A 25823-nucleotide genomic window follows, 5' to 3' on the forward strand; every position below is an offset into this window, starting at 1 on the left:
TCAACTTTTTAAAGAGCAGTCGGGGCTTGCCCGATCAAGGTGGCGTATTCTACATCGAATCACCGCCTTGTCAACCGTTTATTTTGGCGCCGACTTGAAGTCGGAAAATTGCCAATCATTTCAAACGATTGTCTTCCAATTTCTGACCCGCCTAAGCGGCGTGTCCCTCGAAAGAGATGCGCATTCTACAGAGCCCTGAGAATGTGTCAACGAGGTTAATCAACTATTTTTGCTTTATTTCGGTTAGCCCCTATAACGCTGCTCGAACTACGATCAAGGCGCTCACTTTTCACTCCAAATCTACGCGGATTTGCCTGCGGGACGACGCGATTTTCTGAACAGAGCCAAAACCGGGCCCGACAACGCATACGCAAGAAAGCCGGTAAACAGGACCGTCGCCGGATCAAGAGCAACCACCACAAACATAAGAACCACCAGAAGAATTGCAGCGAAAGGTACTCGCCCGCGCATATCCAGATCCTTGAAGCTTTTGTAGAGTATGTTGCTGACCATCAGCACCCCGCAGCCGCCAACAACAACGATCGTCATCAGCGTCAACCAACTGGTCGGCTCCACGAGATGGAAGCACCACACCAGCCCGGCAACACACGCCGCAGCGGCGGGACTGGGCAGCCCCACAAAGAACTTTTTATCCACGGAGCCAATCTGGGTATTAAACCGTGCCAGCCGCAACGCGGCACCAGCAACATAAATAAAGGTTATAGCCCAACCAACCTGGCCAAGATTATTCAGCGACCAGAAGAAAGCCACCAGCCCCGGTGCCACGCCGAAGGCCACCATATCAGCAAGACTGTCGTATTCTTCACCAAACTTGCTTTGGGTATTGGTGAGCCTGGCAACCCGTCCATCAAGCCCATCCAGGATCATGGACACAAAGATTGCAATGGCGGCATTGTCGAATACGCCGTTGGCGGCAGACACGATGGCGTAGAACCCTGAGAACAAAGAGGCGGTTGTCAGCGCATTGGGCAGAAGATAAATCCCCTTGCGGCGGACCGGCGCTCCCTCAACAAACTCTTCCTCTACGACTTCACCGGATTCGATGTCCTGCTCATCGCTACCAGAGTCTGTTTGACCCTGGGCATCATTCTTTTCAACCTTTGTTTCGGCTTGCTTCTTTTCGTCAGTCATTCCCATCACTCCGGAAAGCATTTAGGCGGAGTATATACGAAAAACGCGGCCCTCCGGGCCGCGTTTTCCAAACCAGTCCGGGGAACCGGATCAGTTTTTCTCTTTGTCCACGATCTTGTTCGCGGAGATCCAGGGCATCATGGACCGCAGCTTTTCACCCACGGTTTCGATCTGATGCTCGGCATTGATGCGGCGACGAGCCGTCATGGACGGATAGTTGCTGCTGCCTTCCTGAATAAACATCTTGGCGTACTCGCCGGTCTGGATGCGCTTCAGTGCATTGCGCATGGCTTCACGGGATTGCTCGTTGATGATTTCGGGACCCGTCACGTACTCACCATACTCCGCGTTGTTGGAGATGGAATAGTTCATATTGGCAATACCGCCCTCGTACATCAGGTCAACGATCAGCTTGAGCTCGTGCAGACACTCGAAGTACGCCATCTCAGGCTCGTAACCGGCGTCCACCAGCGTCTCGAACGCGGCCTTGACCAGCTCGACGGTACCGCCACACAGAACAGCCTGCTCACCGAACAGATCGGTTTCAGTCTCGTCCTTGAAGGTGGTCTCGATAATGCCGGTACGTCCGCCGCCGATGCCGCTGGCATAGGACAGGGCCAGATTCTTGGCGTTACCGGAGGCGTCCTGGAAGATGGCAATCAGGTCAGGGATGCCGCCGCCACGGGTAAACTCGGTGCGCACAGTGTGGCCCGGCGCTTTCGGGGCAATCATGATCACGTCCAGATCTTTGCGCGGCACGATCTGGTTGTAGTGAATCGCAAAACCGTGGGCAAACGCCAGGGTAGCGCCCTGCTTCAGGTTCGGCTCGATCTCTGCATTATACAGTTGCGCCTGGAACTCGTCCGGTGTCAGGACCATAACCACATCAGCAGCCGCAACCGCTGCCGGTACGTCACTGGTTTTCAGGCCGTAAGCTTCCGCCTTGGCAATGGAAGAAGAACCCGGGCGCAGACCAACTGTTACGTCAACACCGGACTCTTTCAGGTTACACGCGTGAGCGTGGCCCTGTGAGCCAAAACCGATGATGGCAACTTTCTTGCCCTGGATGATGGAAAGATCACAATCCTTATCGTAATAAACCTGCATGAGAAACCTCTATATTTTGTATTGGCCTGTTAGGGGCCGTCATTGTACAGAATGATGTCAACGCCTGTTACAGGCTCAATACCTTTTCACCGCGGGCAATGCCCGAGACACCGCTGCGAACGACTTCAAGCACGCCCGATGTACCGACCGCCTGAATGAAACCATCCAGTTTTTCACTGTTACCGGCCAACTGCACGGTATAGACGGAACTGGTGACATCCACGATCTGGCCACGGAAGATATCGACCGTGCGCTTGATTTCAGCCCGCTGGGAACCGGTCGCCTTGAGCTTGACCAGCATCAGTTCACGCTCAATGTGCGCGCCTTCGGTAAGATCCACCAGCTTGACCACTTCGATCAGCTTGTTGAGCTGCTTGGTGATCTGCTCAATGACCTTGTCCGAGCCGGTGGTTGTTACCGTCAGGCGGGACAGGGTTTCGTCCTCCGTAGGCGCCACTGTGAGCGTTTCAATGTTGTAGTTGCGCTGCGAGAACAGCCCGACCACGCGGGACAAGGCTCCAGGCTCGTTTTCAAGCAAAACAGAAATGATTCGACGCATGATCAGACCCTCTCCGTCTTGCTGAGCCACATGTCCTTCATTGAGCCACGCGCTACCTGCATCGGATAGACGTGCTCAAACCGGTCAACGTTGATATCAACGAACACCAGCTTGTCTTTCATGGCCAGCACTTCCTTGAGCTTCGGAACCAGATCTTCCTTCCGATCGATACGGACACCGACGTGGCCGTAAGCTTCCGCCAGCTTGACAAAGTCCGGCAGGGACTCCATGTAGGACTGGGAGTGACGGGACTCATAGTTCATGTCCTGCCACTGCTTGACCATCCCCAGGGCCTGGTTGTTCAGATTGATAATCTTCACCGGCAGGTTGTACTGGTTGCAGGTGGACAGTTCCTGGATATTCATCTGGATACTGCCCTCACCGGTTATGCACAGCACCTCGTCGTCCGGGAAGCTCAGCTTCACGCCCATGGCCGCCGGCAGGCCAAAGCCCATGGTGCCGAGACCGCCGGAGTTGATCCAGCGGTTGGGTTTGTCGAACTTGTAGTACTGGGCCGCGAACATCTGGTGCTGACCCACATCCGAGGTCACAAAGGCTTCGCCGTTGGTGAGCCGCCAAAGCGCCTCGACAACTTCCTGCGGCTTGATCACATCCGGGCTGGTTTCATAGCGCATGCCGTGAAACGCCCGCCATTCTTCAATCTGCTTCCACCAGGCCGCGATGGCATCGGCGTCCGGCTTCTCCTTGCTTTCCCTGACGAGGGTAAGCATTTCCTTGAGCACAGCGTCCACCGGGCCGACGATGGGAACGTCCGCATCAATGGTCTTGGAGATGGACGCCGGGTCGATATCAATGTGGACAATTCGCGCGCCCGGACAGAACTTCTCGGTTGCGTTGGTGACACGATCATCGAACCGCGCACCCACGCACAGGATCAGGTCCGAGTGGTGCATGGCCATGTTGGACTCATAAGTGCCATGCATTCCCAGCCACCCGATATGCTGCTTGTCGGATGCCGGATAGCAACCAATGCCCATCAGGGTGTTGGTGATCGGGTAGCCAAGCATCCTGACCAGTTCGGTCAGTTGATCGGTTGCCTTGCCAAGAATAACACCGCCGCCAGCATAGATAATGGGGCGCTTCGCCGCCATCAGCATGTCGACTGCTTTCTTGATCTGGCCGGCGTGACCGCGAATGGCCGGGTTGTACGAACGGAGTTTGACCTTCTTGGGAAAGATATACTCGTAGCGCTCATTCGGTGTGGTCATATCCTTCGGGATATCAATCACGACCGGCCCCGGACGTCCTGTTGAGGCAATGTAATACGCCTTGCGGACAATCTCGGGAATCTCTTCAGGATGACGAACGCTCAGGTTGTGCTTCACAACAGGACGGGAGACACCGATCATGTCGGTCTCCTGGAACGCATCTTCGCCAATCAGGGTGGATGCGACCTGACCACACAGGACGACCATGGGAATGGAATCCATGAACGCGGTGGCGATGCCAGTGATGGTGTTGGTGGCTCCAGGACCCGAGGTTACCAGTACGGTACCCGGCAGTCCGGTAGCACGCGCATAGCCGTCGGCCATATGGACCGCCGCCTGCTCGTGACGCACCAGAATGTGTTTGACTTTGTCCTGCCTGAACAACGCATCATAAATATGCAGCGCTGCACCACCCGGATAGCCATATATGTATTCAATCCCTTCATCTTGCAGGGACCGGATCAGCATATCGGCGCCAGACAATAACTCCACGATGTTCTACCCTCTTCTACGAGTGAATGAGCCGGGAAACGCCCCGGTTGCCTGGATGTCCGGACATCATGCTTCTTGTGAAAGCTGAACCGGATACTCCGCCACACCAGCTGTAAGAGGTTGTCTCCTGGCCAGCCGCCCTCCTGAGGGTTGCGGAGAACGGCCAATCAACGGGTTGCACGTAAGCAACAACCAGTCCGCGACCTGCGCGGGGCATTCAGTGTGGTCATTAAACAGGGGATACTCGCTCGGGATTGCCTGCCGTATTGGCCCCAGTCTTCAGGCAGTCGGTAATTTTGACAGCGCTAAACTCCCTGTCAATAGCGGCAACGGTATTCTCTGCCCATACCCACCAAAGGTCTGCCATACTTTGTGCAACTATTTGAACCAGGCAGAAGAAAGTTGCCTTTACAAATGGCATGATAAACATAGGCTAACACAGAGACGGCGTTGCTAGGCGGCGCTCAGACAAGGCTAACGCGGAATGAGTAACGGCATGAACAGAAAAACCCTCACCCTGGCAGTACTTCTCGCTGCGACACCAGCAATGGCTTTCGCGGCCTCCGTGTATAAATGGACCGATGAAGACGGGGTTACGCACTTCGGCGACCGGCAACCGACAGGCCAGCAGGCGGAATCTGTCAGTATCCGCACCGGCAAAGGGTCCGGAAACAGCCGGATGAGTCCACAGGAGCGCGTTAAAGAACTCGAAAACCGGGAGGCCGAGGAAAGCCAGCAGCGCCAGGAAACCGCTGTGGAAGAAGCCCGCCGAAAACAACGGGCCGCCAACTGTGAAACGGCAGAGAGCAACCTGGCACTGATTCAGCGAAACAGCCGAATCCGCATTGAGGAAGAAGGAGAACTACGCTATCTGACCCCTGAAGAAATAGAAGAAAAGAAGCAGGAGTTTGAAAAGATAGCAGAAGAAAACTGCGGCGAACCTGCAGAGAGTTGATCTAGCAGAATCCGCGGAACCCTAAAAAAAGCGGAGCACGATGCTCCGCTTTTTTCGAGTCTGACCATTACGCCTTTGCAAATTCCAAACCGTGATCCTTCACTGACCCACGGATGGTGTCACCGGGCAGGAAATCGCCCTGAAGCAGCCTCTGCGCCAGCGGGTTCTCGATCATCCGCTGGATGGCCCGCTTCAGCGGGCGGGCGCCGTAGACGGGGTCGTAACCCACTTCCGCCAACAACTCCATTGCTGCATCATCCAGTTCCAGCTTCATGTCCTGTTCCTTCAGCCGCTTGCCAAGAGCTTCAACCTGGATCCTGGCAATGCCCTGAATCTGGCTTTCCGCCAGCGGATGAAACACAACCACCTCATCCACCCGGTTGATAAACTCCGGCCTGAAGTGAGTGCCCACTACTTCCAGGACAGCCGCTTTCATGGCCTCGTAGTTCTCTTCACCCGCCTTCTGCTGGATGATGTCCGACCCCAGGTTGGACGTCATCACGATAACGGTGTTGCGAAAGTCCACCGTCCTGCCCTGACCGTCCGTGAGGCGGCCATCCTCCAGCACCTGCAACAGTATGTTGAACACATCCGGATGCGCCTTCTCAACTTCATCCAGCAACAACACCGAATAGGGCCGGCGGCGCACCGCTTCAGTCAGGTAGCCACCTTCTTCATAGCCCACATATCCCGGAGGCGCACCAATCAGCCGGGCAACTGAGTGCTTCTCCATGAACTCGGACATGTCGATTCGAACCATGGCTTCTTCGGTATCAAACAGAAAGGATGCCAGCGCCTTACACAGTTCGGTTTTGCCCACGCCGGTTGGCCCCAGGAACAGGAAGGAGCCGTTGGGGCGATGCGGGTCCGACAGACCCGCCCGCGAACGACGCACGGCATTGGATACTGCTTCAACCGCTTCATTCTGCCCGATCACCCGGCCATGCAAGGCTTCTTCCATGCGCATGAGCTTGTCACGCTCGCCTTCCAGCATCTTGGACACCGGAATGCCGGTCCACTTGGACACCACCTCGGCAATTTCCTCATCCGTGACGCGATTGCGGAGCAGCTTCATCTCCATCATTTCCGCCTGGCTCGCCATGTCCAACTGGCGCTCAAGCTCCGGGATCTGGCCATACTGCAGCTCTGACATGCGGCCAAGGTCACCGGCGCGGCGAGCGTTCTCAAGATCTATCCTGGCCTGCTCCAACTGGCTCTTGATCTTCTGGGAGCCGTGCAAAGCGGCCTTTTCAGTGTTCCAGACCTCTTCCAGGTCCGCGTATTCGCGCTCAACGCCACTGATCACATTAGAAAGCTCTGAAAGCCGCTTTTTGGAAGCTGCATCAGTTTCTTTTTTCAATGCCTCGCGTTCGATTTTCAACTGGATCAGGCGCCGCTCAAGACGGTCCAACGCTTCCGGCTTGGAGTCCATCTCCATCCGAATCTGGCTGGCCGCCTCATCCACCAGATCAATGGCCTTGTCCGGCAACTGGCGGTCGGCAATGTAACGGTGGGACAGCTTGGCAGCAGCGATAATGGCGCCGTCTGTTACTTCCACACCGTGGTGAACTTCATAGCGTTCCTTGAGGCCACGCAGTATCGCAATGGTGTCTTCCTCGTTGGGCTCGGAGACCAATACCTTCTGGAAGCGGCGCTCAAGAGCGGCGTCTTTTTCAATATTCTCGCGGTACTCGTCCAGGGTGGTTGCACCCACACAATGCAATTCCCCCCGCGCCAATGCCGGCTTGAGCATGTTGCCGGCGTCCATGGACCCTTCGGCTTTGCCAGCACCGACCACGGTGTGAATCTCGTCGATAAACAGGATGATCTGCCCTTCCTGCTTGGCCAGTTCGTTGAGCACGGCCTTCAGGCGTTCCTCGAAATCACCACGGAATTTGGCGCCCGCAATCAGCGAGCCCATATCCAGCGACAGCACACGCTTGTTCTTGAGCCCTTCCGGGACTTCGCCATTCACGATGCGCTGTGCAAGCCCTTCCACAATGGCGGTCTTACCCACACCGGGCTCACCGATGAGGACCGGGTTGTTCTTGCGACGACGCTGCAACACCTGGATGGTTCGACGGATTTCATCATCGCGGCCGATCACCGGGTCCAGCTTGCCAGCCTCGGCACGCTCCGTCAGGTCAATCGTATATTTGGAGAGGGCCTGACGGTTTTCTTCGGCAGAGGCATCATCGACTGACTCTCCCCCTCGAATTTCGTCGATAGCACCTTCCAATGTCGATTTATCGACACCCTGCTCGCGCAGAACCCGGCCAAGGGTGCCCCGGTCCTCAAGGGCCGCCAACAGCATCAACTCGCTGGATATGAACTGGTCGCCACGCTTCTGCGCCAGCTTGTCGGCGATATTGAACAACCGTCCCATGTCATTGGACATGGAAACATCGCCGGCTGAGCCCTGCACTTCCGGCAGGTTCTCGATTTCCCGCGCCACAGCCTGACGGATACGGCCTGGCTCAGCGCCCGCCTGTTTCAACAAAGGCTTAATGGAGCCGCCTTGTTGGTCCATCAGCGCCTGCATCAGGTGCACGGGCTCAATAAAGTTGTGATCCCTGCCTACAGCCAGGGACTGGGCATCTGCCAGTGCGGTCTGCAGTTTGCTGGTCAGTTTGTCGATTCTCATAATTTGGTATTCCCCAGTATCTGTCATGCGGCCGCGAGCAAGTTCCAGCCGGCGGCAATTTCTCTGCTTTGACAGTTAATGTAGGGTCAATTGACAGGACTTCAAGCGAACGAAGACCAGAAGTGTCAGAAAATTGACGGACATCATGAAATGAAGATCAGGCTAGCCATTCGCCCGGTTTGCCCATCCCGACGATAGGAGAAGAAGCGCTTACTGTCGGATACCGTGCAAAAGTCGCCACCGTATACCTGCAGCACTCCGGCAAGAGCCAGTCTTTGCCGGGCCAGTTCATACAGGTTCGCCAAATAGCGTCCAGGATGCCGGGGGCTGGGAACAAAAGCCTCCGCTGCCTGTGAATCGGTCAGGAGAAAAGCCTCACGCACTTCAGCACCGACCTCAAACTGCTCAGGCCCAATGGCCGGTCCCAGCCAGGCGAGGACACCACCGGGATTACCCAGGTACTCCACCGTCCGCTCCAGAACCCCATCACACAATCCCCGCCAGCCGGCATGGGCGGCAGCCACCCGGCCACTGGAGGGATTGCAGAACAACACCGGCAGGCAGTCCGCCGTCATTACCACGCACACGTTCCCCGGCCGCGATGTGACGCTGGCGTCAGCAGTTATATGGCCTGCCTGCGGCAGCTCCGCCACGTCGGTGCCATGGACCTGGTTAAGCCAACCGAAAGACTGGGCGCCTGGTCCAGCCCATTGCCCCAGAAGGGCACGATTCTTCACTACGTCCTCGGGGTTGTCCCCTACGTGTGTACCGAGGTTCAGGGAATTCCAGGGCGCTTTGCTAACCCCGCCTATCCTGGTCGTACATGCGGCACGCACCCACGAAGGTGCGGGCCATTCCGGGACAATGAGTGGCAGCTCAGAAGTCATGGTTCTCCAGATCCTTGACGTGTTTTCGAAGCGCAGTGAGCAACACTTCCATATCATCGGGCATGGGCACTTCCCAGCTCAACAGCTCACCGGTTTTCGGATGCTCCAGCGTTAGCTGCCGGGCGTGGAGTGCCTGCCGATGGAACCCGGTCAGCACAACACGTAATTCCTCCGTCGTCCCCTTTGGAAGGCGTAGCCGCCCGCCGTATTGAGGGTCGCCAACCAGGGGATGCTTAACATGGGCCATGTGCACCCGAATCTGGTGGGTGCGCCCACTTTCGAGCTTGCAGCGAACGTGGGTATGCGCCGCAAACCGCTCCACCAGTCGATAATGTGTGACCGCGGGCTTGCCCGAGGGCACCACTGCCATTTTCTTGCGCTCACGGGGATGGCGGCCAATCGGCGCGTCCACGGTAGAGCCTCCGGTCAGTGTACCGACCACGATCGCTTCGTACTCACGCCCCATGGTCCGAGTTTGCAACTGATCAACCAGGGATGTGTGGGCAATAAGACTGCGCGCCACGACCATAATGCCGGAGGTGTCCTTATCGAGACGGTGTACAATGCCGGCCCTTGGCAGGTTCTCCACTTCCGGGGCGTGGTTGAGCAGCGCGTTCACCAGCGTGCCGTCAGCGTGACCCGCAGCAGGATGGACCACCAGGCCCGCCGGCTTATTGATTACCAGTAGGTGATCATCTTCATAGACAATATCCAGGGAGATGGATTCCGCCTCCCAACTGACCTGGGCTTCAGGCTCGGCGTCCAGCTCAAGCTGGTCACCCAGCATAACCTTGTCCCGGGGCTTGCAGGACTTTCCATTGACCGTCAGCGCTCCACTCTTGATCCAGCCCTGCAGTCGTGAACGCGAATGTTCCGGCATCAGCTCGGCGGCTGCCTGGTCCAGACGGCGGTCGCTGTGCTCCGGCGGAACGGAAAAGCTGGCGATAATACGGTTTTCAGATGACATTAAGCCCCCGGGGCCGGTATGAGTGTTACGTTTGAGTCAGAATTTCTGAATCCACAACGCATGCCACTGCACATGGGAACGGATCCCCGTTACAATGGCCGACGTTTCGAATTTTGCCATTATACGGGATTCCGGCATGAGATCAGTTGTCCGATTACTGCTAATGACCTCCGCAGCGTTACTAATCAGTGCCTGCGCATCCAACGATAAGCAGGAAGAAGTACTGCCGGAGCAAACCTATTACGAAAACGCCCGTGATGCGATGAACTCAGGCAACTTTAACGAAGCAGAGCAGAACCTCGATTTCCTGGAGACCTACTACCCGTTTGGCCGCTATGCGGAACAGGCCCAGCTCGACCTGATCTATGCCCGCTACCAGAACCTCGACCTGGAGGGCGCCCGGGCCGCGGCAGACCGCTTTCTCCGCCTGAACCCACAAAGCGACCACGCCGACTATGCCCTGTATATGCGCGGGCTGGCCTCCTACAACCTGGATATCGGCCTGGCCGCACGGTACTTTCCGGTGGACGTGGCTGCCAGGGACCCCGGCGAACAGCGCCAGGCTTTCCGCGACTTTTCCGAACTGCTGAATCGTTACCCTTCCAGTGAATACGCTCCCGACGCCCGCCAGCGCATGATCGCCATTCGCAACCGGCTGGCTGAGCTGGAGCTTTATGCGGCCCGTTATTACATCAGCCGCGAAGCCTACATCGCCGCAAACAACCGGGCTAGCTACATTGTTGAGAACTACTCGACAACCCCGTCCGTGGAAGAGGCGCTGATCATTCTGGCGGAAACCTTCCGCTTCATGGACCTGAACAAAGGTGCAACGGATGCAGTGGCCATGCTGAAGGAGAACTTCCCGGACAGCGCCGCATTCAACGAAGATGGCGAATTTCAGGCAGATATTCTCAAGCGCGAAGATCGCTCATTGTCCAGCGTGGTCACCTTCGGCCTGATGGGTGACGAATAATCTTCAGGCGGGCTGCCTGAAATGTCGGGCAGCCCGTCACGATTCTATTTACCACTCTTCCAGCCATTGGTAATCGGATAGCGCCGGTCCTTGCCAAAACCCCGCTCGGTAATCCTTACGCCAATGGGCGCCTGCCTGCGCTTGTACTCGTTGATATCCACCAGTCTCACGACCCGATCCACATCGGCCCTGCCGAAGCCCTGTGCAACGATGGCATCGGCGCTCATGTCCCTCTCTACATAAAGGTTGAGGATCTGGTCGAGCACATCGTATCCCGGCAGGCTGTCCTCATCTTTTTGGTCCGGCGCCAGTTCGGCCGACGGCGGGCGGGTAATCACCCGCTCCGGAATAACCTGCGAAACACTGTTGCGGTACCAGGCCAGGCGGAAAACCAGAGTCTTGGGAACATCCTTGAGCACGTCAAAGCCGCCCGCCATATCGCCATACAAGGTGGAGTAACCCACCGCCAGTTCGCTTTTATTGCCGGTGGTCAGTACCAGCGAACCAAACTTGTTGGACAGAGACATCAACAGCACGCCCCGCAGTCTCGCCTGCAGGTTTTCCTCGGTGGTGTCCGGTTGTGTTCCTTCAAACGGGGCTGCGAGGGTTTCCATGAACGCATCGTACATGGGCTCGATTGAGAACACGTCATACTGAACCCCCAACGTAACCGCTTCCGCTTCAGCATCCTCAATGCTCATGCCGGACGTATAGCGGAAAGGCATCATCACCGCACGCACCCGGTCTGCCCCTAGCGCATCCACGGCCACGGCCAGTGTCACTGCGGAATCAATCCCCCCCGAGAGGCCCAGGACAACCGATTTGAAGCCATTCTTGTTGACGTAATCCCGAACACCCAGAACCAACGCCTTGTAGACATTCTCCTCCAGCGAGGGTTCGGGAACGGCGGGCTGTGAAATTGGCTGGCAATGATGCTCACAAATAAACTCCACCGGATAGAGCCCTTCACTGAACTGAGGCGCTTCGGCAGCAAGCACGCCGGAATGGTCAAAGACCATCGAACCGCCATCAAAGACCAGCTCGTCCTGCCCGCCTACCAGGTTCACGTAGGCAATACTGACGCGGTTTTCGCAGGCTTTGCGTTCGATCAGTGCCTTACGACGCGCCTGCTTGTCAATATCGTAGGGCGAGGCATTCAGATTGATAACCAATCTGGCACCCGCTGCAGCGGCGTCCTCCACCGGGCCATCGCTCCAGATATCCTCGCAAACGGTAATGCCTACCGGCACCCCCCGGATCTCCATTACCAGTGTGTCCGTCCCGTCGGCGAAATAGCGTTTCTCGTCAAACACCTGGTAGTTGGGCGGGAATTTCTTGAAATAACGGCCGGTGATTTCTCCATGTTCGATGACAACCGCCGCATTGTAGAGCAGCGCGCCCTCCCTGACCGGCGCACCCACGATGATGGCTGGCTTCAGGCGTTCCTCACGCAGCGATTCCAGAGCCTCTGCTACGCGCACCTCCATACTCGGGCGCAACAGCAGGTCTTCCGGAGGATAGCCGGTCAGGCAGAGTTCCGGGAAAACAACCAGATCCGCCTGATGTTCCTGCTCCGCACGCCGGGTTGCCTCAATCACCTTTCGGGTATTGCCAGGGATATCGCCTACCAGAAAATCAAGCTGGGCCATAATAACCCGCAGTTTTCCGGCCTCCTGGCCGCCGGGTGACTGATCCTTTTGCACGGACATAACTCAGCTCCTGTAACTCATTGCCATTAAAAGGCTATTATAACCCCGCACGACAACAGAATTCTCCCGGGATATCCATTGGACGATGGCAAAAACAATAACCCCTGAGCAGCAATCCACAACTGATACGCCACCGATAGGCCAGCAAGGTCGGCTTTTCCGGATATATAACCACTACCGGGTTGTGGTCAGCGTTATCCTGGTCGCGCTGCTGTTTGTCGACCCCATCAACTTCGACTCCCGCTTCCGGGCCATGGATTATTACCAGGCCGGGGTGGTCTGCTACCTGGCAATTAACGGTTTTATCGCCCTCATAATGCTGGCCGGCTTTCAGCCCCGCAGCCGCCATATTACCTTTTCCATCCTGATGGACATCCTGCTCCTTCACGGGCTCTTGCTCACCAGCACGGGTATAACCAACGGCCTGGCAAACCTGGTCATTGTCTCGGTGGCTGCGGGCAACATACTGACGCCCACCAGGATCGGCACCTTCTACGCAGCATTGGGCGCCATCTGCTCCCTGGGGATCTCAACCTGGTCCGTATTGGTGTTTGGTGACCCTGCCGATGAAATCGTCCGTGCCGGGTCCCTCGGCATTCTCTATTTTGCAGCGGCGTTCACCCTTCAATACATCTCACGCCGCATGCTGCGCAGCGAAGCCCTTGCCAGCTCCCGGGCCCGTAGCATTGCCGAACTGGAACAGATTAACCGCCAGATTATCCAGCGTATGCGCACTGGTATTCTTGTCCTGGATCGGTTCGGGCGTATCCGCCTGGCGAACGCGGCTGCTGAAGAGCTGCTGTTTGGCTCAGCCACGGATGATTCGAAACAGCCAACCCGGGGCCGCGGCCTGCCCCACCCGCTAAGGCGGGGGCTCGAAGCCTGGCTGAAAGATCCGGCCCGCAGGACAGAGCCTTTCCAGGCCACACCAACATCACCCATGGTTCAGGCCAACTTCACCCAACTGGACCAGCAGCGGGGTGATCAGATCCTCGTGTTCATTGACGATATGAGCAAAGTAACCCAGCAGGCCCAACAGATGAAACTGGCCTCCCTGGGCCGCCTGACGGCGGGCATTGCCCACGAAATCCGTAACCCGCTGGGCGCCATCAGCCATGCTTCTCAACTAATGGGCGAGTCCCCCAATCTGGATAATGGCGATCGTAAAATGCTGGATATCATCGAACGGCATTCCCGCCGGGTGAACGGCATTATAGAAAATGTGCTGGACCTCTCCAGGCGCCGTGCTGCCAACACCGACTTGATCGACATCGGGCAATGGCTAGCTGCGTTTCGTGACGATTACCTTCAAACCCAGGATAATGAGCACCAGAGGCCTGCAGACATCGTTCTCCGTACGGATCGCGCCCTGCCCCCGGCGCGCTTCGATGTAAGTCAGATTGAGCAGGTTATGGTAAACCTTTGCGATAACGGCCTTCGCTACAGTGAACAGGCCTCAGGTGAACGCCGGATTGAACTCTACGCTGGCGCCACCGCAGACGGCGAACGGGCCTATGTGGACGTGCGTGATTTTGGTCCCGGCATTGCCCCGGAACACCGCGTGTCTGTATTTGAGCCGTTTTTCACAACTGACAAAAGCGGGACAGGCCTCGGCCTTTATCTGGCGAGGGAACTGTGCGAGGCTAATCAGGCTCACCTGTCCCTGGTAGACGACAACCAGCCCGGCTGTTGTTTCCGCATTACATTTGCCCATCATGGGCGGATGATATGACAAACCCGGAAGCCCGGTAGTCTGTACAACGACATGGAACCGACAACAATCCAATGACCACTCATACAGCGCTGATCGTAGACGACGAGCCCGATATCCGGGACCTGCTGGAAATCACCCTGACCCGAATGGGTATAAAGACGCTTACCGCGCCGGACATTACCAGCGCCAAAAAACTTCTGGGTGAGCACGGACCACAGCTCTGCCTGACGGACATGAACCTGCCCGATGGCAACGGCATTGAGCTCGTGCAGTGGATTCAACAGAACACACCCTGTACGCCGGTTGCCGTTATCACGGCCTACGGCAACATGGATACGGCGATAGAATCCCTCAAGGCCGGCGCCTTTGATTTTGTATCCAAACCCGTTGAGCTCCCCCGCCTCCGTGAGTTGGTCAGCAGCGCCCTCAAGCTTTCGGAACCCGAGTCAGACACTGACTCGTCCGATGAACCAGGCCTGCTACTGGGCAAATCCGCAGAAATAAAGCGCCTGAGAAACCAGGTGCGCAAGCTGGCCAGAAGCCAGGCGCCGGTTTTCATCAGCGGTGAGTCTGGCAGCGGCAAGGAACTGGTGGCCCGCATGATCCATTTACAGGGCCCCCGCCGGGACAAGCCCTTTATCGCGGTTAACTGTGGTGCGATCCCGTCCGAGTTGATGGAAAGCGAGTTTTTCGGCCACAAGAAAGGAAGCTTTACCGGCGCTGTGGACAACAAGGACGGCCTGTTCCGCTCTGCAGATGGCGGCACCCTGTTTCTGGATGAAGTGGCTGACCTACCCCTTGCCATGCAAGTGAAGCTGCTGCGGGCAATCCAGGAAAAGGCCGTACGGCCCGTAGGCGACACCAAAGAAGTCCCGGTTGATATCCGTGTACTGAGCGCCACCCACAAAGACTTGCCAAACCTTGTGCAGGAGGGCGAGTTTCGCCAGGACCTGTTCTACCGAATCAATGTCATTGAGCTTCCGGTACCGGCGCTTAGAGACAGGCCGGATGACATCAGCCTGCTGGCCGGGCACATCCTGGAGCGCATTGCCCGAGAGTACGAATGCGAGCCTGCCTCCCTGACCCGGGAGGCGATCGACCGCCTGAAGGGTTATGACTTCCCTGGCAACGTGCGTGAACTGGAGAACATTCTGGAGCGGGCCTTTACGCTGTGTGATGCCGACCTGATTGGTCCCGAGGATCTTCACCTGGGTAATGGTCCTACGCTTGCCGGGCTGTCTGGCGCGCCTGACAACATGAGCATTACTGGTGATCAGCAATCCCTTGTGGTGCCGGAAGGTAAAATTGACCTGGAGAACTACCTGGAAACCATTGAGCGGCAGGCGATTGAGAAGGCCCTTGAGGCCACTCGCTGGAACAAGACGGCGGCGGCCAAGCGGCTGGGGATTAGTTTTCGGGCGTTAAGGTATCGGTTGAAGAAGTTGGGGATGGAGTGAACGCTATCCCAAAAGACCCAGTTCAATAGCCACAAAGAACGAATTTCAGGTAAACTCCTCAACGCTTTTCTACAGGATGTAAGAAAGCGGTTATCCCCGATAAACGACATGGATGTTGTACTATGCGATACCTCGCCAAAGCCAGAGGATTCACCCTCGTTGAACTCATTCTGACACTTGCTCTTGCGGCCATGCTCGCCGGAATTGCGAGTGCCTCCTGGACGCAACTGATCTCTGCGACCCGCCACACCGATCTGATAAACGACACTCTCAGAATGTTTGCGTTAGCTCGTTCTTACGCAGTCCACCAGAAGACCCTGACCACAATCTGCCCACTTTCGGCGGCGCAGGAATGCACTGATAACTGGAACAATCCGGTATCCGTATTCCCAGACACAGACAACGACAAACGACCAGATTCAGGGAAAATTCACAGGGTTTTCGAACTCACCATGGGCCAATCCAGGCTTTACTCCAGAACAGCAGGAAGAGGCTATTTCCAACTCTCAGCCAGAGGTATGAGCCATGGAACGATGGGGAGCCTCGTCGCATGCTCTGCCACTGGCAACGGAGGATTTGAGATGAGTTATCTGGCACTAAATATCGGTGGACGAGTTCGAACTCTCCACGACGATGACGGCGATGGAAAGATCAAACTCCCCTGGGGAACAACCCTGAGTTGCCCGACCCCCTGAAGCATAATAATCTCCTGAGCTTTGCTTCAAAAGCGTGACCTATGCCACACCGTCAAGCCCCCTATACCGCCCATACCCGATGTTCGACCGTTTATCGAATAACCGGTGAATATCATTGGCCGCTTTGTTTTACTAACCTGAGGCTCACCAACGGAATATGGCATGTTGAAAAGAACCGCAGGTTTCACGCTCATTGAGTTGCTAGTCACGATGGTGATTCTCGCGATCATTGCGACAGTCGCAGTTCCCGGTTTCGGCAGGTTAATCGAAAGCAACCGGTTGACAACCGGCACTAACCTGCTGGTGTCGTCAATAAAGCTTGCAAGAACTGAAGCAATAAAACGCGGCACCAATGTCACGTTCAGTACCGACGGCGGTCTTGGCAGTGGCTGGTGCGTTCACGACGGGGATGCGACTGGAGACTGCGCCAGCGACCAGATTCGTGTGTTCGAAGCGCCAGGAAATCTTACTTTCACAGAGACTGCTGGCGACCTAGTGTTTGACCGGCGCGGATTCCTTGTGCCGCAAACAGCCCAAACCTTTACCGTCACACCAATTGGCTGCGCCAGCGGTGACATTTCCTTCCGAGAAGTCCGTATAAGCCCGGTCGGACGAACTGAAGTTGACGACGGAGTATGCCCGTGATTCCAGAAAATGCTCTGACCATGAAACGGCGAGTTCGCCCAGTCTCTATGAAGCAACAGTCCGGCCTTGGCCTGATCGAGATTCTTATCACGGTCCTGGTTCTCGGCATTGGCATACTGGGCGTCGCCTCAACACAGGTTGTTTCCTTGCAAATGAACTCCCAGTCCCAAAGCCGGAGCCAGGCTGTTCTGCTTGCGGAAGATCTCCTCGATCGAATTCGCGCGAACTCCGACAATCCTGATGCCTATGCGCTGGGCCAAGGCGATGCTCAGGGAGCCGATGGTGGCGACTGTGACACCTCGTTCGTTCCAGCAAACGCAACGGTAGCAGCCAATGATATCGCCGCTTGGGAAAACAGCCTCGCGTGCCTGCTTCCGGAAGCCCAACGTACCGTCGCGGTGGACATAGTCACCAACGTGGTTACAGTCACGATCGACTGGGACCAGAACGACCAGGCCATGAACCCTGTCGTAGTGAGGACTCAGATTTGAACATATCAAAGCCCAATTATTTCCCTGCTTTTACAAACCCAGCGTCTAACCAATCAGGCTTATCAATGGTTGAACTGCTGATCGCGACAGCGCTCGGCCTCATTCTTACGCTTGGGGTAACTCAGATCTACCTGAGCGGCAACGAAACCTATCGCCAAACTCAGGGCCTTGCCCATGCGCAGGAGAGCACACGTTTTGTTTCTGCCGTCATGTCGCCAGATTTACGTTCCGCGGGCAGTTTCGGCTGCCTTGCTGAAATGGGCAGGCCTCTTGACCAGGTTGTCGACAACCGCCTGAACGGTGGCCTGGTGGTGCCACTGGATCAGGCACTCCAAGGCTGGGAATACACTGGAACCGGCCCGGGAGACAGCGTCACACTGGCGAACGCCATGGCAACTCCGGGAGCCGGTAACTGGGCCTCAGGTACGGCTGGCGCAAACCTTCCCGCAGATCTTGCGGGATCGGTCGTCACCAATTCCGATGTTGTTATCATTAACGCTTTGGCACCACTGGGTGTCCCAGTGAACGCCGCGAACCCCCAGAACGGTAACAGCATTAACCTGGCCGACAACTCAGGTGTGGAGGTAAACAGGGTTGTGCTTGCGACCCGCGGTGACTGCTCCGAAGGTGAGATGTTCCAGAAGAGCAACGCAGCAAACTCCAGCTCTCTCACCATGGCCGGCGGGAATGTTAACCCGGGTAACAACGGCAATAATTTCAACCTGCCCTACGATTCCAATACCAGAGTTTACGAGTTCACATCTATGGCCTTCTACATAGGCCAGGGCACCAATGGAGAGCCAGCTCTATTCCGCAGATTGATGATCCCTCTCCAGCCCCCTCAGGAACTAGTTTCTGGTGTTGAGACACTGCAGATTCTTTACGGTGAGGATACAGTTGGAAGTAGTGCAGCAGACACCTACCTGCCGGCAAACCAAGTGACTAACTGGGACGCCATCGTGAGCGTTCGATTCTCAGTCATGGCCCGAAGCCAGGACGAGGTATTGGAAGAAGTGAACAACCGCAGTTTCGACATGCTTGGCAGCGAGGTCACACAGGCCAATAACGGAGACCGCCGTGTTCGGCTTATATCCGTGAATACAACGGCGCTCAGGGGGAGAATGCAATGAAGACCACGCGCGCACCAGTGACGCCTGTAGCAGTTACACCCTTCAACCAACGCCAGCGCGGAGCAACCCTGATTGTCGCCCTGGTTATGTTACTGCTTATTTCATTACTCGCCATCGGGGGTATGCAAGGGTCTGTTATGCAAGAACGCATGGCGAGCAATGCCCATGACAGCGCCATTTCATTTCAGGCTTCGGAAGCGGCTTTACGGCAAGCTGAAGACGATATTATGAACACACTGTCAACCCGCCAAGCAGCCTTTAACGAAGATTTACTCGATACGCCATGGGAATGGGATGGTAATAACCCGGCCAGTTCTGGCACCGGGGTCGCCGGACCGGATGTCAGTGCTCAACCTGTCTACCACTTGGCGCGACTCGCGGATGTTTGCCCGATTGAGCCCGGTCAGCCTTGCTTTGAGCGCTACCTGACAACATCAAGAGCTCAAGGGGGGAGTGCTGAGGCGGTCACCGTTCTGCAATCAACGGTTTTGTTACCACCTGAGTGAAAGTCAGCTTCTGTTATTAACGATCACTCAATCAACATCAAAATGAATTGCTGACTCCAACTGGAGAGTTCGCCATGAAAACGCTTAACAAAGAATCGCACCAGCGCTCCTGCCTCAAGAAACTCTGTACTTTCGGAGTCAGCTTTGTGTTGTCAATCTGTACAGTGCAATCTGCAGTAGCACAGGTTAACCTCGCACAAGTGCCACTGTTTTTGAAGGAATCCGTCGACTCAAACCTAGTTTTTATCTATGACGACTCCGGATCCATGGCGTGGCGTTACATGCCTGACGACCTCGGTAACAACGATGACGATAACTACTACTATTCCAGCCATGTGAACAAAGTCTACTACGACCCTTCAATAACCTACCAGCCGCCCTTCAAGCCGGATGGAAGTGGTCGTTATCCAAACTCAAGCTATACTAACGCCTGGGTGAATGGGTTCGATCAGTCAGACGGGGCGGATAACCTCAGCACCTATATTCGCTTTGACGATATTCAGAGCATTGAACAAGGCTTTTACATGCAGTTCAACTCCTCATCGAGTTGCGATAGCGACCCTAGACAAAACAGCTGTTACACCACAGTTCTACTCAACAATGCCTCTGCCGAAGTCAAACAAAATTACGCAAACTGGTTTTCCTATTACAGCACACGGACCTTAGCTGCCAAATCCGGCATCACGGAAGCATTCTTTGATCTGCCAGATAATATCCGCATTGGCTATGGCGCCATCAACGTCAACAACAATACCATCGATGGCGTGAGCGACACAGACACCTTGGTAAGCGGTGTACGCCCATATACTGCTACTCGTCGCCAGCAATTCCTGACCTGGCTTCACAACAAGGAAGTTAATGGCGGTACCCCGCTAAGAACAGCACTCCAAGATATCGGTAAGTATTATTCCAGAACTGACGACCGGGGCCCTTGGGGCGAAGTCCCGGGCACCGACGACAATACAGCTCATATCGAATGTCGCCAGAGCTTCTCCCTTCTTATGACCGATGGTATCTGGAACGGCGACAACCCGTCTGTAGGGAATGTCGACAACAAACCTGGACCTTCCTACAACAACCCGGACCCCAATGGCTCAGACTTTAACTATACAGCCGTATCGCCATTTACAGACGGCCATTCAAACACATTGGCCGATGTCGCCATGGAGTACTGGAAGAACGACCTGCGCACAGACCTTGGAAACAAGGTCCCTGTCACGTCGACGGATCCGGCCTTTTGGCAGCACATGACAACCTTTACTATTGGGCTGGGTGTAACAGGCGACATCAAAGAAGCCGATGCGCTTGCAGCGCTTGACCCCACAAACGGAATTACTATCAATTGGCCTGAGCCAGGTTCAGACCGCAGCCCTCAGAATATCGATGACTTGCTCCACGCCGCCATCAATGGCCGCGGTGGTTACGCCAGCGCACAGAACCCTAAGGAGTTCGCCGAGGAAATCCAGAGTTTCCTAGGTGACGTGATCGCTCGGTCACAGACATCTGCTTCATCAGCAGCTGTCAGCTCTGCCGTATTGCGAGCAGACTCACTGGGTTTCTTCGCCGGATTCCGCAGTGAAGATTGGTCCGGCACATTGTCGGGCTTTAACTTCGATCTTGGCAACGAAATCTGGGATGCTGAAAAAATCCTGGCCCAGACGCTCCCTGCCAACCGTAAGCTAATCACTCACAATGGTAGTCAGGGCGTTGAGCTCGAGTTCGCCTCCGCGAGCTCACTGTCGAACCTCTCGGACGCTCAACGAACGGCCCTCAACGCAGATCCGACACTGAACGCGACTCAAGACAACCTCGGCCACAACCGAGTGGCTTGGCTTCACGGCGACAATGATTCGCACGCAACGCTCAGAAACCGTGAAGGAAAAGACGCTGGAGGTAATACCGTTCTCAGACTTCTGGGCGATGTTATCAATGCAAACCCTCAGTTTGTCGGTAAGACCAACTACGGCTTTTCACGCCTTGAGGGTACCGAAGGTACCAAGTATGGGGCATTCCGATCCACTTCCTCTTATCAGAACCGGATTGATGCTCTATATGTGCCTGCTAACGACGGCATACTGCATGCTTTTGATGGTGCCACTGGAGAAGAGCTCTTCGGCTATATACCGTCGGAACTCCTGCTCCCTTCCGGCTCAAACAGTTACGCCCGAATATCAGAGCTAATGAAACCCAATTACACTCACCGATATTTTATGGATGGCACGCCTCGAGTGCAGGATGCCTACATTGACAAGGACGGAAACGGCTCCAAAGAATGGCGCACCGTTCTTCTGGGCACCATGGGCAAAGGCGGCAAAACCATATTTGCTCTTGATATAACCGACCCAGGATCATTTTCGCCAGCAAACGATGTGCTTTGGGAGTTCCGGCATGCCAATCTTGGTTACGGTGTCACCGATCCACAGATTTCCCGCCTCGACGATGGAACCTGGGCAGCCATTTTTGGCAACGGATACAATGGCGCCAGCGGCCAGTCAAGCCTCTTTGTGGTTAATCTCGAAACCGGCGCCCTGATAGAGGAGTTGCAAACCGGTGCTGGCGACGCCGCAAACGCAAATGGCCTCGCCTCAGCAACCATAACCAGCTTTCCAGAGACCGATGCTGTTACACGTTATGCCTACGGCGGCGATTTACTTGGCAATCTCTGGAGATTTGACCTTACCGGGGGTAGTCAGGGCTGGGACGCTACCAAAGTTTTCACAGCTGAGAACCCTGCGGGCAACATTCAGCCAATTACTGTCGCACCTCGGGTTGCCCTCAATCCTAACGATAATGATGAACTCGTGGCTGCATTCGGAACCGGCAGTTTCCTGCGCAGTGGTGACGAGGGTGACTATGACATTCAAACCCTTTATGCCATAAAAGATGATCTGACAGCATCGGGGCTGCAGCGCGCAAACCTAGTGGAACAGACCATTACAAGGCAGGAAGATATCGTTGTCAACCGAGCCTCCGGCAACGGTACCAACAGCTTTACGGTTCGGGAAAGCTCCAGCAACCCGTTGACCGATGAGGACGGCTGGTATCTCGACCTCGTCTACAACTCGAATAAGGTGGGAGAGCGGGTAATCAGTCGGGCAACCTTCCCATTTGGCGTGAATCCGGATCGAGTTCGATTTACTACGGTCATCCCCGACAGCGATCCATGCGGCAGTGGCCGTACCGGATTCATCATGGACCTGAAGCTGACATCAGGGATGCCTTCGGATACGCCTGTCTTTGACCTGAACAGCGATGGCACGTTCAATTCAGGTGATATCACCGGAGGCTACGCCCCAAGCGGCATTCAAGTGGGTTATGGCGGTGAAAACCGTACCATCGCAACCGATGACGGGGATGCAGAAGTGGTGATACCAGGCCTGGACCCTAATCAACTCTCAGGAGACCCCTGTGAAGACGGTCTCTGCGCCCGCTCTCTGGACTCAAGCATCGGACGACAAACCTGGGAGCAGCTTCGTTAGAAGCTGCGCCGACCAGAAACAGAGTCAAAACCTTCTATTTGAGTAGCAGGAAAACACTATGATTATTCGCTCACTTCCGCTTTCATCACGCAGGACCTTTATCATGGCCCTGTTGGCTGTGGCGGCGCTGCTGTCAGGCCTTCTGGCCTCTGCTTCAGTCCAGGCCGAAGAAAGGCCAGACGATACTACACTATCACTCAACGATGAAACTTTTGAAGGAACCATAAACTTCGTCCATTCAGACTCCTTCATGCTGATCATCAATGATCATTCCTTCATACTTGAGCGCGTCATTCGCTTTGGCGGCGGCTCCTGGTCAAGAGAACAGATTGTCAAGCGACTCGCACAAGGCGATCAGGTTAGGCTGGAACTGGGAGGCATTGCAGATCACCGAACTGGTGCTCGGGCCGTACAGCGCATAACCGTGCTCAATCAATAGTGCGCGACACGCAGCGAGGAACAACTATGCAAAGGATAAAAATTTTGAAGACGAACTCGCACGCAGGCTTTACATTAATTGAGCTGGTCATTGCGGTCGCGATAATTGCGATCATCGCAGCCATCGCCCTTCCTCTTTACCAGAACCAAATGGAGCAAACCAGAAGGACGACCGCACAGTCGGACCTCCTCGAATTAACACAATGGATGGAGCGCCGATATTCGAATGGTTTTGACTACCGTGATGCGGGAAGCAACCCGACTTTGCCGTTCAGCCAGTCCCCCCAAAATGGTACGGCATTCTATAACATCAGCTTCGTGGGGAGTGTGACCCGGGATACGTTTACCTTGCAAGCGGTCCCAACAGGACCTCAGACCACAGACGACTGCGGGACCATCACGCTTGACGAGCAAGGCAACCGTGGAGCCGCTCAGGCAAGTTGCTGGTAGAGGCCCTTGACGAAATCGATGCCACTGGATTCAGACTTCTATGGCATCGATTCGTAGTTCTTTTGGCATCGAGAACACAATATTCTCTTCCCTGCCCTCAATTTCTTTGGGCACCTCACCACCAAGCTCTCTTAAACGGGCAACAACCTCATTTACCAGTATCTCTGGTGCAGACGCACCCGCTGTAACGCCCACGGCCTGCTTGCCCTTCAGCCAAGCCGGATCTATCTGATTTGACTGATCTATAAGGTAAGCTGGCGTTCCCATTCTCTCCGCCAGTTCCCGAAGGCGATTGGAGTTGGAGCTATTCGGAGAGCCCACCACCAGCATCAGGTCGCAGTCGCCTGCAAGCTGCTTCACGGCATCCTGACGATTCTGGGTGGCGTAGCAGATGTCATCCTTGCGGGGTCCCTGGATTTCAGGGAACTTCTCTCTGAGGGCATCAATCACACGGGCAGTGTCGTCCATGGAAAGTGTGGTCTGGGTGACGTACGACAGCCTGGATGGATTCTTTACAGCGAGTGCGGCAACGTCTTTCTCATCTTCCACCAGATAGATGTCGCCGCCATTGCTGTGATCATATTGCCCCATGGTGCCTTCAACTTCAGGATGACCATGGTGGCCGATCAGGATGCACTCACGCCCGTCACGGCTGTACTTCATCACTTCAAGGTGAACCTTTGTGACCAGCGGACAGGTAGCATCGAAAACCTTCAGGCCCCGCCGTGCTGCCTCGCTCTGCACAGCCTGGGACACACCGTGAGCGCTGAAAATCACCAGCTTGTCATCCGGTACCTCTTCCAGCTCATCTACAAAGATAGCGCCACGCTCGCGCAGGTTGTCCACCACAAACTTGTTATGCACGACTTCATGGCGCACGTAAATCGGCGCCCCGAACACATCCAAGGCACGGTTCACGATCTCGATGGCACGGTCGACACCGGCACAAAAGCCACGAGGATTAGCCAATCGTATTTGCATAAAAATCGCCCTGCGATATCAAACAAGTTTGCGGAAGCCTGCGGGTAAGGCCAATCCGGGATCGTCAAAAACATGGATGTTTTTGTCGAGCGTACATGGACGTATTCACAGCGTATCCCGGAATGGCCTTACCCGCAGGCTGACAAACACCCGAATTGCCAGGCTGGTAACACGGTCAATGGGCGTGGCCTACGGGCTCCACATCAATAATTTCAACTTCAAACGTCAGTGTACGCCCCGCCAGAGGGTGATTAAAGTCCACCTCAACCTGGTCCCCCTCCACTCGGCTGACCACACCCGGCAACTCACTCTGGCGCGCATCCGCAAACGAGATCATGACGCCCTTCTCCAGCACCATATCCGCGCTGAACTCACTGCGCTTGAACGTCTGCACGTTGCTCGGATTATGCTGCCCAAAGGCCTTCTCCGGGGGCACCTCATAGCTGTCCCGGTCACCAGCCTTCATACCCATGAGGTACGCCTCAAAATTCTCCGGCAGGTTTTCGTCACCGATTTCCAGCGTCGCCGGCCCCTTCTCGAACGTGGAATCGATTATCTCACCATCACTGAATTTCAGCGCGAAATGAAGGGTGACGCGAGTCCCCTGATCTACAGGAAGTTCTTTCATCAGCGATTGTCGCTCCTGTTGTCCGTTTCCGGCTCCCGGGGCTTACGGAAAATATCAAGAATCATCATACCTGCCCCAATAGTGATCGCAGTGTCGGCGAGGTTAAAGGCGGGAAAGTGGTAGTCGTTCCAGTAAAAATGCAGGAAATCGACAACATAACCATGAACAACGCGGTCATACACATTGCCCAGAGCACCGCCCAGTATCAATACAATGGCAATCGCCGACCAGGTTTCATGGCGCCGCAGGGATTTCAGCCAGAACACCAGCACCACACTGACCACCAGCGCGAGGGTGACAAAGAACCAGCGTTGCCAGCCGGCTGCTCCAGCCAGGAAGCTGAACGCCGCACCAGTGTTGTGCAGCAGTGTCAGGTTGAACATGGGCATCACCGGCACCGGGTTGCCATAGGTCAGCATGGCAGTCGCCATGGCCTTGGTTCCCAGGTCCAGCACGATCACCAGTACCGCCAGCCACAGCCAGCGGAGCTTGGAGCCGGTTGTATCCGTATCACTCATTACACTTTCCACAGTCC

At 55.6% G+C, this 25823-nt stretch carries 24 protein-coding genes; 13 read left to right on the plus strand and 11 right to left on the minus strand.

Annotated features, from left to right (window positions below):
- Nucleotides 1-199: hypothetical protein (locus NLU14_RS13075; RefSeq protein WP_275707231.1), on the plus strand; the 199-nt coding region annotated here is incomplete at its 5' end.
- Between the two features lie 101 nt (nt 200-300).
- Here the strand turns inward: NLU14_RS13075 and pssA are convergent.
- The 4 genes from pssA to NLU14_RS13095 form a co-directional block, all read right to left on the minus strand.
- Entirely contained in the window at nt 301-1152 is an 852-nt protein-coding gene (pssA, locus tag NLU14_RS13080) for a CDP-diacylglycerol--serine O-phosphatidyltransferase (protein ID WP_275707233.1), read from the minus strand.
- Between the two features lie 90 nt (nt 1153-1242).
- Nucleotides 1243-2259: a ketol-acid reductoisomerase gene (ilvC, locus tag NLU14_RS13085; RefSeq protein WP_275707235.1), complete on the minus strand. Its 1017-nt coding sequence runs from the start codon at nt 2257-2259 to the stop codon at nt 1243-1245.
- A gap of 67 nt (nt 2260-2326) precedes the next feature.
- Complete coding sequence (ilvN, locus tag NLU14_RS13090; RefSeq protein WP_137437935.1) at nt 2327-2818, minus strand: acetolactate synthase small subunit; 492 nt, start codon at nt 2816-2818, stop codon at nt 2327-2329.
- 2 nt (nt 2819-2820) lie between these two features.
- Entirely contained in the window at nt 2821-4539 is a 1719-nt protein-coding gene (locus NLU14_RS13095; protein ID WP_275707237.1) for an acetolactate synthase 3 large subunit, read from the minus strand.
- A 496-nt stretch (nt 4540-5035) separates the two neighbouring features.
- Between NLU14_RS13095 and NLU14_RS13100 the strand changes: the two genes are divergently transcribed.
- Nucleotides 5036-5494 (plus strand): DUF4124 domain-containing protein, encoded by a 459-nt coding sequence (locus NLU14_RS13100; protein ID WP_275707239.1) that lies wholly within the window; start codon nt 5036-5038, stop codon nt 5492-5494.
- Nucleotides 5495-5561: 67 nt separating this feature from the next.
- On the opposite strand, the gene clpB is transcribed toward NLU14_RS13100, so the two are convergent.
- The 3 genes from clpB to rluD all read right to left on the minus strand — a co-directional run bounded on the left by clpB (nt 5562) and on the right by rluD (nt 9992).
- The gene (clpB, locus tag NLU14_RS13105; protein ID WP_275707241.1) at nt 5562-8138 is read right to left on the minus strand and encodes an ATP-dependent chaperone ClpB; all 2577 of its coding nucleotides are present in this window, start codon (nt 8136-8138) and stop codon (nt 5562-5564) included.
- Between the two features lie 143 nt (nt 8139-8281).
- Nucleotides 8282-9025: a peptidoglycan editing factor PgeF gene (pgeF, locus tag NLU14_RS13110; RefSeq protein ID WP_275707243.1), complete on the minus strand. Its 744-nt coding sequence runs from the start codon at nt 9023-9025 to the stop codon at nt 8282-8284.
- Entirely contained in the window at nt 9015-9992 is a 978-nt protein-coding gene (rluD, locus tag NLU14_RS13115) for a 23S rRNA pseudouridine(1911/1915/1917) synthase RluD (protein WP_275707245.1), read from the minus strand. Before rluD ends, pgeF begins: the two co-directional genes overlap by 11 nt.
- Nucleotides 9993-10128: 136 nt before the next feature.
- Here rluD and NLU14_RS13120 point away from each other — a divergent pair, with 136 nt between their 5' ends.
- On the plus strand, nt 10129-10965 hold the full coding sequence (locus NLU14_RS13120) for an outer membrane protein assembly factor BamD (protein ID WP_275707247.1): 837 nt from the start codon (nt 10129-10131) through the stop codon (nt 10963-10965).
- Between the two features lie 44 nt (nt 10966-11009).
- Here NLU14_RS13120 and NLU14_RS13125 read toward each other — a convergent pair whose 3' ends face one another.
- The gene (locus NLU14_RS13125; protein ID WP_275707249.1) at nt 11010-12674 is read right to left on the minus strand and encodes an NAD+ synthase; all 1665 of its coding nucleotides are present in this window, start codon (nt 12672-12674) and stop codon (nt 11010-11012) included.
- 85 nt (nt 12675-12759) lie between these two features.
- Between NLU14_RS13125 and NLU14_RS13130 the strand changes: the two genes are divergently transcribed.
- The 10 genes from NLU14_RS13130 (at nt 12760) to NLU14_RS13175 (ending at nt 23679) form a co-directional block, all read left to right on the plus strand.
- Nucleotides 12760-14406: a sensor histidine kinase gene (locus NLU14_RS13130; RefSeq protein ID WP_275707251.1), complete on the plus strand. Its 1647-nt coding sequence runs from the start codon at nt 12760-12762 to the stop codon at nt 14404-14406.
- Between the two features lie 53 nt (nt 14407-14459).
- Complete coding sequence (locus NLU14_RS13135) at nt 14460-15845, plus strand: sigma-54-dependent transcriptional regulator (protein ID WP_275707253.1); 1386 nt, start codon at nt 14460-14462, stop codon at nt 15843-15845.
- Nucleotides 15846-15967: 122 nt separating this feature from the next.
- On the plus strand, nt 15968-16540 hold the full coding sequence (locus tag NLU14_RS13140) for a GspH/FimT family protein (RefSeq protein WP_275707255.1): 573 nt from the start codon (nt 15968-15970) through the stop codon (nt 16538-16540).
- 162 nt (nt 16541-16702) lie between these two features.
- A complete protein-coding gene (locus NLU14_RS13145) occupies nt 16703-17185 on the plus strand; it encodes a GspH/FimT family pseudopilin (protein WP_275707257.1) in 483 nt (160 codons plus the stop codon).
- The gene (gene pilV, locus NLU14_RS13150) at nt 17182-17676 is read left to right on the plus strand and encodes a type IV pilus modification protein PilV (RefSeq protein ID WP_275707258.1); all 495 of its coding nucleotides are present in this window, start codon (nt 17182-17184) and stop codon (nt 17674-17676) included. The genes NLU14_RS13145 and pilV overlap by 4 nt, the downstream gene beginning before the upstream one ends.
- A gap of 65 nt (nt 17677-17741) precedes the next feature.
- Nucleotides 17742-18806 (plus strand): PilW family protein, encoded by a 1065-nt coding sequence (locus tag NLU14_RS13155; protein ID WP_275707260.1) that lies wholly within the window; start codon nt 17742-17744, stop codon nt 18804-18806.
- Nucleotides 18803-19312, plus strand: a complete 510-nt coding sequence (locus tag NLU14_RS13160; RefSeq protein WP_275707262.1) for a pilus assembly PilX family protein — start codon at nt 18803-18805, stop codon at nt 19310-19312. Before NLU14_RS13155 ends, NLU14_RS13160 begins: the two co-directional genes overlap by 4 nt.
- Before the next feature lie 74 nt (nt 19313-19386).
- The gene (locus NLU14_RS13165) at nt 19387-22791 is read left to right on the plus strand and encodes a pilus assembly protein (RefSeq protein WP_275707264.1); all 3405 of its coding nucleotides are present in this window, start codon (nt 19387-19389) and stop codon (nt 22789-22791) included.
- A gap of 58 nt (nt 22792-22849) precedes the next feature.
- Entirely contained in the window at nt 22850-23230 is a 381-nt protein-coding gene (locus NLU14_RS13170; protein WP_275707266.1) for a hypothetical protein, read from the plus strand.
- Between the two features lie 26 nt (nt 23231-23256).
- Nucleotides 23257-23679: a type IV pilin protein gene (locus tag NLU14_RS13175; RefSeq protein ID WP_275707268.1), complete on the plus strand. Its 423-nt coding sequence runs from the start codon at nt 23257-23259 to the stop codon at nt 23677-23679.
- Nucleotides 23680-23709: 30 nt separating this feature from the next.
- On the opposite strand, the gene ispH is transcribed toward NLU14_RS13175, so the two are convergent.
- From ispH to lspA, 3 genes are all read right to left on the minus strand, one after another.
- On the minus strand, nt 23710-24660 hold the full coding sequence (gene ispH, locus NLU14_RS13180; RefSeq protein WP_275707270.1) for a 4-hydroxy-3-methylbut-2-enyl diphosphate reductase: 951 nt from the start codon (nt 24658-24660) through the stop codon (nt 23710-23712).
- Between the two features lie 175 nt (nt 24661-24835).
- Nucleotides 24836-25288 (minus strand): FKBP-type peptidyl-prolyl cis-trans isomerase, encoded by a 453-nt coding sequence (fkpB, locus tag NLU14_RS13185; RefSeq protein ID WP_275707272.1) that lies wholly within the window; start codon nt 25286-25288, stop codon nt 24836-24838.
- The gene (lspA, locus tag NLU14_RS13190; RefSeq protein ID WP_275707274.1) at nt 25288-25806 is read right to left on the minus strand and encodes a signal peptidase II; all 519 of its coding nucleotides are present in this window, start codon (nt 25804-25806) and stop codon (nt 25288-25290) included. The genes fkpB and lspA overlap by 1 nt, the downstream gene beginning before the upstream one ends.
- Nucleotides 25807-25823: the final 17 nt, after the last annotated feature.

Source organism: Marinobacter iranensis (assembly GCF_029207565.1).
In the GTDB taxonomy this organism is placed as follows: Bacteria; Pseudomonadota; Gammaproteobacteria; order Pseudomonadales; family Oleiphilaceae; genus Marinobacter; species Marinobacter iranensis.